A 16078-nucleotide genomic window follows, 5' to 3' on the forward strand; every position below is an offset into this window, starting at 1 on the left:
CACCGCCCCCGCCGCCGCCACCGCCGCCGCCCGTGCCGCGCGAAGCGTTCGAGCCGCCTTCGCCTTTGGAGCTGCGCTGCGCGACGGCGTCATCGAAGACGCCGCCAAGCATGGCGAACAGGCCGAGCACGGCGAGAAGCCCGGCAATGCGGGTGGAATAAAACCGTATCATGGCGCACTCCCCAAAATGCTTGATGCCAAAGCGATGCGGGCACGGCCTGCTCAGGCCGTCCAGCCTATCCCGACGGAGCCAGGAACGTCACCAAATCTGTTTTGGCGCGCAGCCGCGCCATGACCGCCTCGCGCTCTTCCGGCGACAGCGCGCGCGTGGCGATGCGCAGCTTGTAGACGCCGCCGGGCTTGGGCCCATCGACGATGGCGCCGCCGACCGATTGCAGCAGCGCCGCGATGTCGGCCGCGCCGGCATTGTCGGCGAAGCGGATCAGCAGGTAGGTGCCCGCGGGGGCCGCTTGCTCATCGCCGCCCGCGACGCGGTAATCGCCGTCCTGGGAGACCAGCGCGGCCAGTTGCAGCACGATGACCAGCGCCGCGGCCACTGCCGCCAGCGCCAGCCCCGGCGACACCCCGTCCGGCAGCCAGCGTTGCAGCCAAGCCATCAGCCGGGGGCTTTGCTGCGCGCCGCCCGGCTCGGCGGCGATCTGCGCCGCCAGCTTGTCGCGCGCGCCGGTGCCCGGCATTCCGAGCGCCTCATTGGCGGCGACGGCGTGCTCCATCTCCTCGCGGATGAGCACGAGATAGGTCCGCATCTCCGGATGCGCCTCGAGATAGGCATCGACCCGGCGCATCTCGTCCGCGCTCAGCGTGCCCTTTTCGTACCAGGGCAGCATCAGCTCGATCTCGTCCCGTTCGCGGCTGTCGTCGTCGCTCATGGCCATCCCCGGTCGAGCCCGGCCTCCCGCATCAACTCCGCCAGCTTCTTGCGGGCATAGAACATCCGCGTCTTCACCGTGTTCTCCGGGATCGCCAGCAAGGCGGCGACTTCCGCGACGGACTTATCGTGGTAATAGACGAGGTCGATCACCGCCTTGTGGTCGACCGTCAGCCGGTCCATGCAGCGGCGCATCACATCCGCCTTGCCGCGCTTCTGCAGCGCGATCTCGGCATTGTCGTCCTGGTCGGCGATCTCGGCGGCGGCGTCCTCGTCGAGCTGGGATTCGCCGCGCTTCCTCATCGAGCTGATGGCGCGGTTATGGCCGATCGAAAACAGCCAGGTCGACACGGCCGAGCGCCCTTCATAGCTGCCCGCCTTGCGCCAGGTCTCCAGAAATGTCTCGTTCATCAGCTCTTCCGCCACCGCCTCGTTCCGCGTCAGCCTCACCAGATAGCGGTAGAGGCGGACATGATGGCGCGCATAAAGCGTGGTCATGGCGGTCTGATCGCGGGCCGCGATGCGCCGGATCAGATCCTGGTCGCCCTCGGCCTTCATGATCGCGCCCGTCTGAGATATGCGCGGCTTCGTCTCATGAGTCGTCCCGGCACTGAGGATGGTTCAAGCGGATAGGGGGCAGTCTAGCCTCGAGGCATTTTCTAGCATTTCGTCTTGAATGGGGAATGAAGCTTGCCACGCGTTCCGTCTTTCTTGGCACGGCATAGGCAGAAACCGAGTCGCTTCAACGCCACAGTTTTGGGAATTCGTGAGGCGGTTCAGGCGCGTGGCGGCTCGTGCGGATGTAACCATCAGTTGCATAAGTAGAACCACTGATGTCGATATCGGCTATTGACCGGCTGGCTGACAGATGAGTTCGGCTCACCCAGCGGTTGTGGATAGAAGGTTACTAGCCAATTCGGAGATCAGGCGCGCTCCGCCCACGTAATCTTCGGACTTGCCCGATCATCTCCGAGCTCATCTTAATAAAACGCCCGAGACCATAGCAGTGAGGCGTTGTGTATGAGTACGCCGACAAATCAATTGCCGCCGCCCTCCCCAGTCTACAGAACAGAACGGATCATCGCCTCGCTGACGATGGCGTGGGTCATAATATTGACCACCTACATGATCTTTCAGGATCACGCCCTCTCATACACCAGCCTCTATTTCCTGAAAATCATCCTGTCGATGTCCGGCGCGGTGATGCTCGCGACCCTGCCCGGCTTCATCGACATAAACTATAGTCTTGGCGGATTCTCGGTGCGCGCGGCGGGCGGCGCGGCAGCTTTCGTGTTCATCTTCACACAATCGCCCAACCTGCCGGTGCTGAAGCTCGACCCGGCGCAGGCCCGCCCCGCCGCGCAGCGGGAGCGCCCCGCCAAAGACCCTGACAAGATGTCGGCGCTGACGGATGAGCTGCCGATGATGGTCGCGTTTTCGATCGATCCGATGAGCATTCTGCCCGACGAGGCCAATCCCGATGCGCGGCGCGCCGAGGCGCCGGCCGAGCTGGAGCGCCCGACCCCCGGCGGTTCGGGCGGCGCAGGGATCGGGCTCGGCGCGGCGGTGATGGCCGATGCGGGCGCGGTGATGGAGAAAGCCGCCGTAATCCTGCGCGCCGCCGTCCGCCGCTTGCGCGCGGCTCTCGACGCAGCGGCGAGCGCGCTCCGGGGCGGACTGGGCAAGTTCGCGGCAACCGCGAAAGGACTGCTCGGCCTGGAGCCGGGCGGACCGGGACTGGGCCAGACGATCGCACTCGTCACCGAGAGCGTCTCGGCGCGGCTCGATCAACTCACCGCCGCATTGCTCGGTCCGGAGGCCGCGCCGCTTTCGTCCCTGCTGGGAGGCGCGGGCGACATCGGTGGATCGCTGGCCGGCCGGCTCGGAGATGCGGCCGGCGGCATCGTCGCCGCGACCGATGGCACCGTGCAATCGCTCGCCGCCGGCGTGCAGGATACCGCGCATGATCTGCTCGATGGCACGCAGGCACTCGCGGGCAAGGTCACCGGGCTGCTGGACAATACGACAGGCGGACTGACCTCAGGTCTTGCTCGTCCGGTCAACGCGCTGGTCGGAGGACTGAACGAGACCGCCGGGGGCCTTGTCGACGGCATCGTTCCCGTGGCGACCGGGACGACGAGCCGGCTGCTAGCGGGCGTCGGCAAGGGGCTCGACACCATCACCGACCAGCTCAATCTGGTTTCGCCATCGCTCGTGCCGGGTCTCGATCGGGAACGCGCAGCGACGCCGCTGCCGGTCGTCGGCAAGCTCGACTTGCTCGGCAATCTCAGCGGCGAGCACGGCCTGCTGAACGGCGTGGCGGACGGCCCGCTGCTGGGGAACCGCTTCGCCGATCCGCTCGGCGGCGAGAGGCTGAATGCGGGGCGAGGCTGCATCTCCGGCTGCGGACAAGGCGGGCTGTTGCCGGCGGTCGGCGGCGGCTTGCGCGACACGGTCGGAGGGCTCGGCCTGCGCCAAGGGCAAGGCCAGGGAGGGCTTCTCGGCGGCCTCGCCGGAAATGGTCCGGCGGCTGGCCGCGCCAGCGCCGGCGAGGGACCGGCACCCGCGCGGGGCGGCCTCATCTCGTCGACGGTCGGCAAGACCGGTTCCCTCGTCAAGGGCGTGACGGGGTCGCTCGGGCGGCGGCGCTAATTATTTTAAGCAAGCAGGTGATTCGAAATGTTGGAAAATCTAACTCAGACTCTCTTGGTTACGTCATTGCTCATGTCAGCGGTCGCCGTCGCGCAGGCCGCGCCGCGCGGCGCGATCTGCGTCATGAGCCCGGCGGCGGCGCAGAGCCAGTGCGCCGGGTCATCGGCGCTGCTCCCGGTCCGCGACACGCAAAGCGCCGGGCGCGGCGGCGGCAATAGCTGCTGGAGCGCATGTTTCAACAATTACAACGAATGCGTGGACCTGCGCCCGAAACCGCAATGCGTCGCGACCATGAAGCTTTGCCTCGAAACCTGCGACCGCCTCGCCAACCGCTCGGGGAATTGACGCTCAGCTCGCCGCGCGCACCGGCGGCGTTTCGTCATCGGCGGAGGGGTCGTAATTCAGGATCGGCGCGAGCCATTTCTCCGCCTTGGCCAGCGGCCAGCCCTTGCGGCGGGCATAATCCTCGACCTGATCGCGCTCGATCTTGCCGACGCCGAAATAATGGCTGGCGGGATGGGCGAAATAAATGCCCGAAACCGCCGCGCCGGGGATCATGGCAAAACTCTCCGTGAGCCGCATGCCGGCGACGCGCTCGGCGTCGAGCAGCTTGAACAGCAGCGCCTTCTCGGTGTGGTCGGGCTGGGCCGGATAGCCGGGCGCCGGGCGGATGCCGCGATAGCGCTCCTTGATGAGGTCTTCCGGCGTCAGAGCCTCCTCGGGCGCATAGGCCCAGAATTCGCGCCGCACGCGCTCATGCATGTGCTCGGCAAAGGCCTCGGCCAGGCGGTCGGCGAGCGCCTTGACCATGATCTTGGAATAATCGTCATTGGCGCGGGCGAAGCGCTCGGCCATCACCTCTTCGCCGATGCCGGCGGTCACCGCGAAGCCGCCGATATAATCGGCCTTGCCGCTCTGCCTGGGCGCGACGAAATCGGCAAGCGCGGTGTTGGCGCGGTCGCCGCCGCCCCGGCTGATCTGCTGGCGCAGCGTGAAGAACGCGCCGAGCGGCGTCTCCCGCCGCTCATCCGCATAGAGCCGGATGTCGTCGTCGCCGACGGAATTGGCGGGCCAGAAGCCGATGACGCCGCTGGCCTTCAGCCATTTCTCGGCGACCATCTGCTTCAGCATCGCCTGCGCGTCCTCGAACAGCGGGCGGGCGGCTTCGCCATAGCGGCTGTCGTCCAGCACGAGCGGATAGGTGCCCTTGATCTCCCAGGTCGAGAAGAACGGCGTCCAGTCGATATAGGGGACGAGCGTCGCCAGATCGTAATCGGGGAAGGCGCGCGTGCCGAGGAAGGTCGGTACCGGCGGCTCATAGTTCGCCCAGTCGATGCCGAACTTGTTGGCGCGGGCGGCAGCGATGGAGGTGCGCGACTTGGCGCCCCGGCCGCGCTCATGCGCCAGCTTCAGCTTGGAATAATCGGCGCGGATGGCCTCGACATAGCTGCCGCTTTCCTCGCCGAGCAGCTTCGACACCACGCCCACCGCCCGGCTCGCATCATTGACGTAGATGGCCTGGTTGCGCTTGTAGTTCGGGCTGATCTTGACGGCGGTATGCACCTGACTGGTCGTCGCGCCGCCGATCAGCAGCGGCACGGTAAAGCCGCCGCGCTCCATCTCGGCCGCGACATGGCACATTTCGTCGAGGCTCGGCGTGATCAGGCCGGACAGGCCGATGATGTCGGCGCCCACCTCGCGCGCCGTATCCAGGATCTTCTGCGCGGGCACCATGACGCCGAGGTCGATCACCTCGTAATTGTTGCATTGCAGGACGACGCCGACGATGTTCTTGCCAATGTCATGCACGTCGCCCTTGACGGTGGCCATGATGATCTTGCCGGCGGCGGGCTTGTCCTCCAGCCCCATCTCGCGCTTTTCGGCGTCCATATAGGGCATCAGATAGGCGACCGCCTTCTTCATCACCCGCGCCGACTTCACCACCTGCGGCAGGAACATCTTGCCCGAGCCAAAGAGGTCGCCGACGACGTTCATGCCCTCCATCAGCGGGCCTTCGATGACGTGCAGCGGACGCTCGAACAGATGGCGCGCCTCCTCGGTGTCGGCCTCGATGTAATCGGCGATGCCCTGCACCAGCGAATGGGTGATGCGCTCCTTGACCGGCTTCTCCCGCCAGGACAGGTCGACGGCGTTCTTGCGCTTCTCGCCGGTCTTGAAGCGCTCGGCGGCTTCCAGCAGCCGGTCGGTGGAATCGGGCCGCCGGTTGAGGATCACGTCCTCGACCAGCTCGCGCAGCTCCGGCTCGATGCTGTCATAGACGGCGAGCTGGCCGGCATTGACGATGCCCATGTCCATCCCCGCCTGGATGGCGTGATAGAGGAACACCGAATGCATGGCTTGCCGCACGCTCTCATTGCCGCGGAACGAGAATGAGAGGTTCGAAACACCGCCCGAGACATGCGCATAAGGCAGCTCGGCCTTGATCCGCCGCGTCGCCTCGATGAATTCGATGCCGTAATTATTGTGCTCTTCGATGCCGGTCGCGACGGCGAAAATATTCGGGTCGAAGATGATGTCTTCCGGCGGGAAGCCCACCTCCTCGGTGAGGATCCTATAGGCCCGCTTGCAGATCTCGAATTTCCGGTCAGCGGTATCGGCCTGCCCCTCTTCGTCGAAAGCCATCACCACGACGGCGGCGCCATAGCGCAGGATTTTCCGCGCCTGCTCGATAAAGGGGCCCTCGCCTTCCTTCATGCTGATGGAATTGACGATGGCCTTGCCCTGCACGCATTTCAGGCCGGCTTCGATGACGTGCCATTTCGATGAATCGATCATCACCGGCACGCGTGAGATGTCCGGCTCCGACGCGATCAGGTTGAGGAAGGTCGTCATCGCCTTCTCGCTGTCGAGCAGGCCCTCATCCATGTTGATGTCGATGATATTGGCGCCGTTCTCGACCTGCTCGCGCGCCACGGCGAGCGCCGCGTCATAGTCGCCCGCCTCGATCAGCTTGCGGAATTTGGCCGACCCCGTGACATTGGTGCGCTCGCCGATATTGATGAAATTGCTGCCGCTCTGCGTCATGCCGGTCTTTGCTTTCGATCTTCCTGTAGCGGCGGCTCTTTGGCCGCCAAGGCTAATTTGGCTGTCGGCCCGGCTTTCTTGACGACGAGCGGCTCCGTCTTCGCCGCGCGCTCTGCGGCGTCCTCCGCGAACAGTTCCGCCAGTTCCTGGGACTGCTTGCGCGCATAGAGCTGCACCTTTTCGGTGTCGGTATAATGCTTGTAATCGTCATAGAGCCGGCGTTCGTCGCTTTCCTTGAACGTCTCGATGATCCACTTGGCGCGTCCCTCTCCCGTCCCCAGCCCTTTGAGCAGGGTTTTGGTCAGCTCGAGTGACGACAGAAAGGTCTCGCGCTCGATCTCCTCGATGCCCAGATCCGTCAGCCGGTGCACGTGCTGGCGATTGCGGGCCCGCGCGTAGATCGGCACATGCGGAAAATGCGTGCGCACCACCTGCGCCGTGCGGATCGAGGTCTCGACATCGTCGATGGCGAGAACGAAGGCCCGCGCGTCCTGCGTCCGCGCCGCTTCCAGAATGCCAAGCCGGCTTGCATCTCCGTAATAGATCTTGTTGCCGAATTGATTAACGAAATTGACCTGCTCGGCATTGATGTCAAGCGCTGTGAACGGAATCTGGGTCGCGCGCAGGACGCGGGCGACAATCTGACCGAAACGGCCGAAGCCGGCGACCACGACATGGCCCTGCGCCTTGGGCGGCGTGTCGAATTGCGGCTCGGCCCTTTCGAAGCGCTTGCTGACGAAATCGTCGATGATGAGGAGAAGCGGCGTCATGGCCATGGATATGGTGATGGCGACCGCGATTCCGTCCGCCAGCTTGTGGTCGATCACCGATCCGGCCGCCGCGGCCAGCAGCACGAAGCCGAATTCGCCGCCCGGCGACAAAACGATCGCCAGCCGCCGCGCCGAGCGCAGGTTCAGCCCCTGCCACAGCCCGACGAAATAGACGATCAGCGCCTTGATCAGCGTGATGGTGGCGACGGCCGAGAAAATCACGTTCGGCCCGGTCAGCAGCAGGTCGATATTCAGCGACATGCCGATGGTGATGAAGAACAGGCCGAGCAGCAGCCCCTGGAACGGCGCGATGTCGGCCTCGATCTGGTGGCGGTATTCGCTGTCGGCGAGCAGCACGCCGGCCAGGAACGCGCCGAGCGTGGCGGAGAGGCCGATATAGTCCATCAGATAGACGACGCCGATGATGGTCAGCAGCGCGCCCGCCGTCATCGCCTCGCGGGCGCCGGTCGAGGCGATCAGCCGGTAGATCGGGTTCAGCACATAGCGGCCGGCCAGGATGATCGCCGCGAACACGACGATGCCTTGCAGCAGGCTGGAGACCGACACGCCCGAGCCGTTCTCGGTCAGCGCCAGGAAAGGCACGATCGCGATCATCGGGATGGCGGCGATGTCCTGGAACAAGAGGATGGAGAACGCCATGCGGCCGTGCCGCGTGGTCAGCTCGCCCTTTTCCTCCAGCGTCTGCAATGCGAGCGGCGTGGCGGAGAGCGACAGGGCAAGGCCGATCAGCAGCGACGGGCCGAGATCGAGGCCGCCGGTATAGGCAACGATCATGAAGACGATGCTGGTGACGCCGACCTGGGCGCCGCCCGCGCCGAACACCGTGTTGCGCATCGCCCAGAGGCGGCGGGGGCGCAGCTCGAGGCCGATCAGGAACAGGAACATGGCGACGCCGAGCTCGGCCGTATGGCGCAGGTCGTTCGGGTCGCCGAGCGAGGCGCTGAGGCCGGTCTGGGCGATGATGATGCCGGCGAGCAGATAGCCCAGGATGGATCCGAAGCCGCACATCCGGCCCAGCGGCGCGGCGACCGCCGCCGCGACGAGGAAAACAAGGAGCTGCAACAAGGAGCCGGTCATTGGCTGCTTCCCAATTGAAAGATCATTGCCCGGCGGCGGGAAATGCGTGGAAGGGACGCGGGTCTCAAGGGGAGAGAGGCGGTGCGTAAAGAAATTTTTACACCAGATGGCGCGCCACGTGAAGCTTTCTTGCGGTGCGCCATTTTATCGTCTTATGAATTTGCCATAAGGCTCACAGGAATTTTGCCAAGGTTTCCATGGTGCTGCACATGACGCTTCCGCTCGCCCGACCCGCAGGCCGGATCGGGGCGACGCTCTGCCTACTGATTATTTCGGTTTCTGCATTGTCGGCGGAAGGCGTCTGCGTGCGCTGCACCGGCCCCGACCAGACCTATCGCTGCGATGCGACCGCCGACCATCCCATCGCCAATCGCGAGCTCGGATTGTTCTGCGCCGCCAAGATCGCCAGCGAGCGCGGGCATGACATCTGCGCGACGCAGCGCAACGCCACCGATTGCGACGGCGTCGCCGTCACCTATACGTATGAGGAAGCACCCGGCATCGGCTTGGCGACGCTGCCGGCCGACGAGCCGACCGGCACGACGAAACGCGACGAGCCCGCCACGCTCGGCGAGTTCACCAAGGACGCGGTCAGCGCCTCGGCCAAATCGGTGAAACAGACCGGGGAAAATATCGGCGATGCGGCGAGCAAAGCCGGCAAGGCCACAACCGACGCGATAAAGGGCGCGGGTAGCGCCATCGGAAATGCAACCAAGAAGACATGGAATTGTCTTGGGTCTGCCTTAAACGACTGCTAAGCGCTATAAGTGAGCTGGGACACTGCCCGGATCGATTCTCTGAACCGATGAAGGAAAAAAGCGATGCCAGCTAGGGGAACCTTGGCTGTCGACGGCGAGGATTCGTTGGCTCCGCGAACGCGATTCTCGAAACGCCTCGTGCCGGTGGCGCTGCTGATGGCTGCCTCGGTCATGCTTGGCGGTTGCGCGAGCGCGATCCGTAACGGGCCGATCAACATCGCCATGGCGGCGGACGCTCCCGACGAGACCGGGGCGGCGCCGGATGCGCCGTTCGGCAATTTCGAGGACACTGTCGTCGGCCTCAGCTTTTCCGGCGGCGGCAGCCGCGCGGCGGCCTTCGCCTATGGCGTGCTGCGCGAAATGGGCCGCACCCAGATCTCCAGCGCCGGACGCCGCTCGCCGCTGATCGATCAGGTCGATCTGGTCTCCAGCGTCTCCGGCGGCTCGGTGACGGCCGCCTATTTCGCCCTCAAGGGCAACGCGATCCTGGGCGATTTCGAGAACAAGTTCCTGCACCAGGATGTCGAGGCTTCCCTGCGCACCTCCGTCTCGCTCGCCAATATCATCCGGCTGTCGGATGGCGGCGTGAACGATTCGACCGGGCTGCAGAGCTGGCTGGACGAGAACCTATTCCGCAACGCCACCTATAAGGACGTGTTCAAGCGCGGCCGGCCGGCCTTGTGGATCAACGCCTCCGACATCTATAACCGCACGCCCTTCGTCTTCAATCAGACGACCTTCGCGTCGCTGTGCAGCGACATCTCCAACTTCCCGCTGTCCGAGGCGGTCGCGGCGTCGGCTGCGGTGCCGCTGGTCTTTGCCCCGGTGGTGATGACCAACTATGCCGACCGCTGCAAATACGAGACCCCCGGCTGGGCCCGCCGCGCCCTCGCCAACGCCAATTCGCCGGCGGTGCTGCGCGCCAATGCCGAGACCATCCAGCGCTACCGGGAAAACAAGGACTTCAAATTCGTCAAGCTGCTGGACGGCGGGCTCACCGACAATCTCGGCCTGACCGGCATCCTGATCGAGCGCCTCGGCGCCAGCGCGCCTTACGAGCCGATGAGCGAGCGGGAAGCGGTGAAGATGCGCCGGCTGCTCTTCGTCGTCGTCGACGCGGGGCGTCCGCCCGGCGGCGACTGGGCGAAGAGCGTACAGACCTCGGCCGGCGATCTCATCCAGGCCGTCGCCGATACGGCGGTCGACGCCAATGTCCGCAACACCTACGACACCTTCGCCGCTCAGCTCCGCAATTGGAACAAGGAGCTGATCGAGTGGCGCTGCAAGCTGCCGCCCGATCGCGTGCAGGCGCTGCTCGGCGACGGTTCGGCTTGGAATTGCAAGGATCTCAGCTTCCACGTGGTCAAGGTGACCTTCGACCAGATGCCCGACCCGACGGTTCGCGCCAAGCTCGAGGCGATGCCGACGCGCTTCAAGCTCGAGAAGGAGAATGTCGACCTGCTGCTCGACTCGGCCGGCGCCATTCTGCGGCGCAACAGCTCGTTCCAGCGCTTCCTGGCGTCCAGCGATTAGGCGGTGCCGGCGCTGTCAAGCGCCGGCGACCACGCGGCCGAAGGAACTTGCGCTGCGCATAGCCTGGGCGCGGCGGCGCACATAGATCGGGCGCACGATGTCGGCCTTCGCGTCGGCGGCGGCCTGGGCCGGCGCATCGCGCGTCCACAGCCAGGCGCGGGCCTGGCGCTGGGCTTCGGCGATCTGCTCCGAAGTCATCTCGCGGGCAAGCTCGGCGCGGGCGGACAGGGCAGCCTCATGCCCCATCATCGCGGCCAGATTGAACCATTGATGCGCGGCGACGAGATTTTGCTCGACCCCGCTTCCCGTCGAATAGTTGATGCCGAGCACGAACATGGCGTCCGCATCCTTCGGCTGCTCCGTATTGGGCGCTTGATTATTGTTATCGCAAGGCTGGGCCATGAACTTATTCCCGGACGCTGAAACATGAGTTAGGGTTTATGGCGCGAAAGTCGCATTCCCCCTGGTTCAAGGTCAGCTTGTCACGGCATCGGAAAAGTTCTGTGAATCGCCGAGCGGGAATTCGACGGCGAAGTTAACGAACAAGTCTTTCCGGTTAACGGCCCTTATCTCTATTTAACGCCCGCTGAAGATTTGCTCGCAGCACCCGGCAAATCCAGGACCAGCACGTGCCAGATGGAGCTTTTATAGCCGTCGGGCTTCCAGAAATGGTCGCGCCAGGGCACGCGGATTTTTGCGGCGGTGGCAAGATCGCCTGGGGATAATTGCGGCAGCAGCGTCTGGAACTGCTCCGCCGCGTGGGTTTCGTCGCCAGCCCAGACCAGCGCCGTCTTCGCCGCCGCGCCGCCCGGCACCGCAAGCGGCGGCACATAGAGCCTCGAGCCGGCGAGGTCGATACGGGCATCCGGAAAGAACCGGCGCAGATTGCCGCCGAGCTCCTTATCGGTGACGACGATGCGTCCCTCCGTGAAGCCCACCTGCCGCATGCCGCCCGCCAGCTCGGCATAGGGCACGCCCCAGCGGCAGATATTGCAGACCGGCTCCAGCACATACATGTTGGCCGAGCGCGCGAAGAAGGCGAAAGCGGCGATCGAGGCCGCCACGATGACGAAGCGGCGCATCTGCGCCTTGCTCGGCGCCGAGCGGCGGGCCTGCGCCGTCAGCCAGATCGAGGTGATCAGAAACAGCGGCATCAGTGCGTGCACCGGATAGCGGTGGATGCCGAAAATCAGCGCGCCGGCCAGCAGCGCCGCGACCGACAGCAGGGTCAAATGCAGGATGAGCTGCTCGTAATCCGGCGTCGCGGACGCATCGGGCGTAAGACGCGCCGTGCGCCGGATGCTGGCGAGCATCTTCGGAAAGAATAGCGGGTAGAAGAAGATCAGCGGCGCCAGATACATCACCGGCTCGCTGAAAGCCCGGCCGATCCCGGCCAGCGCGAGGCGCAGATGCCCGTGCCAATCGTCGGCGAGAAAGCTCGGCAGGATGGCGAAGATGCCGTCGGGCGTCCCGGCAAGCCAGATGAAATGCGGCGCGGCGATCAGCGCGGCGATGGCGAGTGTCGCGGCGAAACGGCGGTCGAGGACGGCGCCGCGAATGGACGGTTGCAGGCAGGCCGCGCCGAGCAGGGCGGCGAGGAAAATCCAGTAGGTCGTCACGGTCAGCACGCCGAGGCCGATGCACACGCCAAACAGCGCGTAATCGCCAAGGCGCCGCCCCTCGATCAGCCGCAGCAGCGCCCAGAAGGTCGCCGCCACCGCGCACATGGCGCCAACGGCGTGGGTGAAGCCCTCATGGAAGCGCCAACTGATCTGATAGATCAGCGCCAGCGCCTCGACCGACAGGAACGCCCAAAAGCCTTCGCCCTTCATGACGCGGCGCGCGGAGAGGAAGATGAAGCCGCAAGTCGCCGTCAGCAGGCCGTATTTCAGAAGCTGGAAATGCACCGCGCCGGGGCCGGTCGCCCGCTCCAGCAGCCAGAGCGCCCAATCATAGAGCGGCGGCTGGCCCGGCTGGTACCCGAGCGACAGCGTCTGCGTCAGGATGGCGTCGAGCGGGTCGTCCTCGCCGAGATTGCCCGACGCGATGAGCCGCGCCGTGACATGCAGCAGCGAATAGAGCGTGGCGGCTGTCAGCACGCCGCCGAGGCTGTACAGCCATCCGCTCCTGATGCCCGGCATGAAACCGGTCTGTGCCTGCGCCCGTTCGAGCACGCCGCGTCCCTCCATTCATCGGCCCGCCACCGGACGGCTCGATAGCACGATGAGCGGAGGAAAGCGAAGTGCGATTGGTCGCCTCACCGATTAATCGGAGTCGCGCATCGCCGACGGCCGGATGATGCGGTCGAGGACGAAGACGGTCGAGCCGGTGGTGCGCCGCGCCTCCAGGTCGCGATGCGCCTGGGCGGCGTTGGAGAGCGAATAGGTCTGGTTGACCGAGACCTTGACGATGCCCTTTTCGAGCGCGTCGAACAGGTCGGCGGCGCGCTCCAGCAATTCGGACCGGGCGGCGGTATATCCGTTCAGCACGGGCCGGGTCGCGTAGAGCGAGCCCTTTGCCGCCAGCAGGGAGGTCTCGAAGGGCGGCACCGGGCCGGAGGAATTGCCGAAGGACACCCACAGGCCGCGCGGCTTCAGGCAATCGAGCGAGCCGGGAAAGGTGTCCTTGCCGACCGAATCGTAGACGACGTCGACGCCCTTGCCGCCGGTGATCTCCTTGACGCGCGCCGGGAAATTCTCGGTGTTGTAGTTGATGACGTGATGCGCGCCGGCCGCCTTGGCCAGCGCCGCCTTCTCTTCCGAGCCGACCGTGCCGATGACGGTGGCGCCGAGATGGGTGGCCCATTGCGTCGCGAGCAGGCCGATGCCGCCGGCCGCCGCGTGCAGCAGCAGCACCGTGCCGGGGCCGACCGGATAGGTGCTCTTCAGCAGATATTGCACGGTCAGGCCCTGCAGCATGATGGCGGCGGCGGTCTTGTCGTCGACGCTGGCGGGCAGCTTGACCAGGCGGTCGGCCGCGATCAGCCGCTCCTCGGCATAGGCGCCGATGACGCTGGCATAGGCGACGCGGTCGCCCACGGCGATGTCGGTGACGCCCTCGCCGATCTCGAGCACTTCGCCGGCGCCTTCCGTGCCGAGCACGAAGGGCAGCGAGGGCTGCTTATAGAGGCCGTTGCGGTGATAGACGTCGATGAAATTCAGGCCGACGACATGGTGCCGGATCTTGGCCTGTCCCGGGCCGGGCGAGGGCACCTCGACCTGTTCCCATTTCATCACCTCGGGACCGCCGACTTCATGCACCCTGATCGCGTAGCTCATGCCCTGCTCCATGTGACATCCGGAGCGTCCAGAAATAGCCGAGGCCGCCTTTATTGGCCAGCCTTTGGCAGCGGTTTATGGGCAGTCATGGTAACGAGACCGTGTTGTGCCGGAATGAGACGCCGGGCGGCTCAGGGCGTGGCCATCTTCTCCCGTTCCAGCCTGAAGATCTTCGCGCCGCCATCCGAGAAGATCTCGGCCGCGAAGGGGCAGGCGACGGCGGGAGTCTTGCCCGTCACCAGGACATGGGTGACGGCATCTTCCCGGGCGACGCGCTGGAGCTGGGCGCAATCCATGGCGTCGCCGGCATAAAGCGCTTGCGCGGCGCGCAGGCGGCGCAGCCATTCCAGCACTTCGACGTCCTGATAGGGGTGGCTCTTGAAGGTGATATATTGCGGCGCGCCGGTCGCGAGGCGGAATTCGGAGCGGGAGGGGCCGGTCAGATAGTGCTGGCCGGGCGCGAGATTGGCCGTGACGAAGCTCTCATAGGCGGGGGCCGGCTTCAGAAATTTCGCCGCCGTGAAGCCCGCGCCGACCGCCGCGCAGAGCAGAACGACGCCCGCGCTGACGGCCATGATCCGCGCCGGGCGCGCGCCGCCGAACCGGCCCGCCTCATACAGCCGGACGATGGCGACGGCGCAGAGCGAGAGCGAGGCGAGCGGCACCATGATGACCGAGATCCGCCAGGGGGCGATCAGGCGGTAGGTCTCGGTATGGGGGAGGAAGGCGGCGAGGACGAAGATCGCCATCGCGCCGAGCCCGAGCCGGATGACGAAGCGCAGCCGTCCGGGCGGCAGCAGCAGCGCGGCGGCAAGGCAGAGGCCGAACTGGATGAAGACATTCTGGTTGAGCCAGACCCAGAGCGAGGCGTGGCGCGGGATGCGGACATCGGTCAGGATGCGGTGCGCTTCGAGCTGGGTCTGGGCGTCGGTCGGGGTGAACAGGCCCTTCAGCGCCATCGAGATCGCCATCAGGATCGCCAGCCCCAGGGCGCAGATGGCGAGCCGCGCGATCTTCGCCGCGCGGCCGGCATCGTCGAAATGGGCGGCCTCGTAGAGGGTGAAGATCGCCAGCAGCATGGCGCCGGGGACGACATAGCCGGGATGCATCGCGGCGCCGACGATGATGCAGGGCATCGCCAAGGCAAGCTGGCGCTTGACGAACAGCACGATGGCGGCGAGCAGCAGCACGCCGAAATCGGCGGTCTGGAAATAGCCGCCGAGAATATATTGCTCGGCAAAGCCGGAGAAGACGAGCTGCTGCAGATCGGTCGCCGCCGCCAGCGCAAAGAGCACGGCGAGGAAGATGGCGAGGCCGTAGGGCGGGATATTGCGGGGCTTGGCGATGAGATCGTAGATCAGTAGCGCGCAGAACAGGAAAATCGTGAAGGAGACGAGCGTCGCGGCGTAGAAGGCGCCGGGGCCAAAGCCGCGATAGAGCGCCTCGAGCAGCCAGGTGAACAGCGGCAGGCCGTCCTTGGTGCGCGCCAGCCAGTCGCCGCCGAGCTGGCCGAATCCGGCATTGGCCAGCGCGTGCAGATATTTGGTGTTCTGATTGTCGGCATAGAGCGGCTTCATCTGCCAGGCGGCGAGGAAGAGCGGTCCGAGCGCCAGCGCCAGCAAAGCCAGACGCTGCGTGCCGCGCCCCGCCTCGGAGGCCGACGGGGTGTCGAGCCGCATTGCGTCATTCTGCAGAGTCATCGCCGGCGGGCCTTGTTCTTTTGGGAAGGCTTTGATCGATGCTTAGCGCAGGGTCTGGGCGATTTCCAGGCAGGATGGGGATTTATCCGGTTTTGTTCGCAACTTGCGCGTGCGGGGAGCCGAGCGGGAGTGGCTCGCCGGGCCGCGCCCGCGAGGATTTGGGGTCGTCACTTCGTCCCCGATGAGGGACACGCGGGCAGCCGCAAGGCTGGTGCGTTTTGTAGTGGGAGCCTTCCGGCTGCCCGCGTGCGGTGATATTTTGGCGCAGGATGCCTTTCCCGAACTTCGCGCATCCGTGGGCATTGCCGCCGGGATGAACGTGTGCCCTGCGCTTTCCAGCAAACAGGGGGGCACC

At 65.5% G+C, this 16078-nt stretch carries 12 protein-coding genes; 4 read left to right on the forward strand and 8 right to left on the reverse strand.

Features of this window, described 5'->3' with window-relative positions:
- Nucleotides 1-236 precede the first annotated feature (236 nt).
- Both BLEFHOIH_RS05000 and BLEFHOIH_RS05005 read right to left on the reverse strand, forming a co-directional pair.
- Entirely contained in the window at nt 237-890 is a 654-nt protein-coding gene (locus BLEFHOIH_RS05000) for a hypothetical protein (RefSeq protein WP_125461584.1), read from the reverse strand.
- Complete coding sequence (locus BLEFHOIH_RS05005) at nt 887-1447, reverse strand: sigma-70 family RNA polymerase sigma factor (RefSeq protein ID WP_088343427.1); 561 nt, start codon at nt 1445-1447, stop codon at nt 887-889. Before BLEFHOIH_RS05005 ends, BLEFHOIH_RS05000 begins: the two co-directional genes overlap by 4 nt.
- Before the next feature lie 462 nt (nt 1448-1909).
- On the opposite strand from BLEFHOIH_RS05005, the gene BLEFHOIH_RS05010 reads away from it, so the two are divergent.
- Both BLEFHOIH_RS05010 and BLEFHOIH_RS05015 read left to right on the forward strand, forming a co-directional pair.
- Nucleotides 1910-3541: a hypothetical protein gene (locus tag BLEFHOIH_RS05010; protein ID WP_125461585.1), complete on the forward strand. Its 1632-nt coding sequence runs from the start codon at nt 1910-1912 to the stop codon at nt 3539-3541.
- A gap of 66 nt (nt 3542-3607) precedes the next feature.
- Nucleotides 3608-3886 (forward strand): hypothetical protein, encoded by a 279-nt coding sequence (locus BLEFHOIH_RS05015; RefSeq protein ID WP_125461586.1) that lies wholly within the window; start codon nt 3608-3610, stop codon nt 3884-3886.
- A 3-nt stretch (nt 3887-3889) separates the two neighbouring features.
- Here BLEFHOIH_RS05015 and metH read toward each other — a convergent pair whose 3' ends face one another.
- Entirely contained in the window at nt 3890-6586 is a 2697-nt protein-coding gene (metH, locus tag BLEFHOIH_RS05020) for a methionine synthase (RefSeq protein WP_088343430.1), read from the reverse strand.
- Nucleotides 6583-8454 (reverse strand): monovalent cation:proton antiporter-2 (CPA2) family protein, encoded by a 1872-nt coding sequence (locus BLEFHOIH_RS05025; protein WP_088343431.1) that lies wholly within the window; start codon nt 8452-8454, stop codon nt 6583-6585. Before BLEFHOIH_RS05025 ends, metH begins: the two co-directional genes overlap by 4 nt.
- 209 nt (nt 8455-8663) lie before the next feature.
- Here BLEFHOIH_RS05025 and BLEFHOIH_RS05030 point away from each other — a divergent pair, with 209 nt between their 5' ends.
- Nucleotides 8664-9212, forward strand: a complete 549-nt coding sequence (locus BLEFHOIH_RS05030; protein ID WP_125461587.1) for a hypothetical protein — start codon at nt 8664-8666, stop codon at nt 9210-9212.
- 63 nt (nt 9213-9275) lie between these two features.
- On the forward strand, nt 9276-10745 hold the full coding sequence (locus tag BLEFHOIH_RS05035; RefSeq protein WP_088343433.1) for a patatin-like phospholipase family protein: 1470 nt from the start codon (nt 9276-9278) through the stop codon (nt 10743-10745).
- 15 nt (nt 10746-10760) lie between these two features.
- On the opposite strand, the gene BLEFHOIH_RS05040 is transcribed toward BLEFHOIH_RS05035, so the two are convergent.
- The 4 genes from BLEFHOIH_RS05040 to BLEFHOIH_RS05055 all read right to left on the reverse strand — a co-directional run bounded on the left by BLEFHOIH_RS05040 (nt 10761) and on the right by BLEFHOIH_RS05055 (nt 15723).
- Nucleotides 10761-11147, reverse strand: coding sequence for an SEL1-like repeat protein (locus BLEFHOIH_RS05040; RefSeq protein WP_125461588.1), 387 nt, complete (start codon nt 11145-11147; stop codon nt 10761-10763).
- 170 nt (nt 11148-11317) lie between these two features.
- Nucleotides 11318-12919, reverse strand: coding sequence for a glycosyltransferase family 39 protein (locus tag BLEFHOIH_RS05045; protein WP_176427200.1), 1602 nt, complete (start codon nt 12917-12919; stop codon nt 11318-11320).
- Nucleotides 12920-13009: 90 nt separating this feature from the next.
- A complete protein-coding gene (locus BLEFHOIH_RS05050) occupies nt 13010-14023 on the reverse strand; it encodes a quinone oxidoreductase (RefSeq protein ID WP_088343492.1) in 1014 nt (337 codons plus the stop codon).
- A 131-nt stretch (nt 14024-14154) separates the two neighbouring features.
- Nucleotides 14155-15723 carry a DUF6798 domain-containing protein gene (locus BLEFHOIH_RS05055; protein WP_088343435.1) on the reverse strand — a complete coding sequence of 523 codons (1569 nt, stop codon included), beginning with the start codon at nt 15721-15723 and terminating at the stop codon, nt 14155-14157.
- Nucleotides 15724-16078: the final 355 nt, after the last annotated feature.

This window comes from Rhodomicrobium sp. R_RK_3 (assembly GCF_002198715.1).
Taxonomy (GTDB): Bacteria; Pseudomonadota; Alphaproteobacteria; order Rhizobiales; family Rhodomicrobiaceae; genus R-RK-3.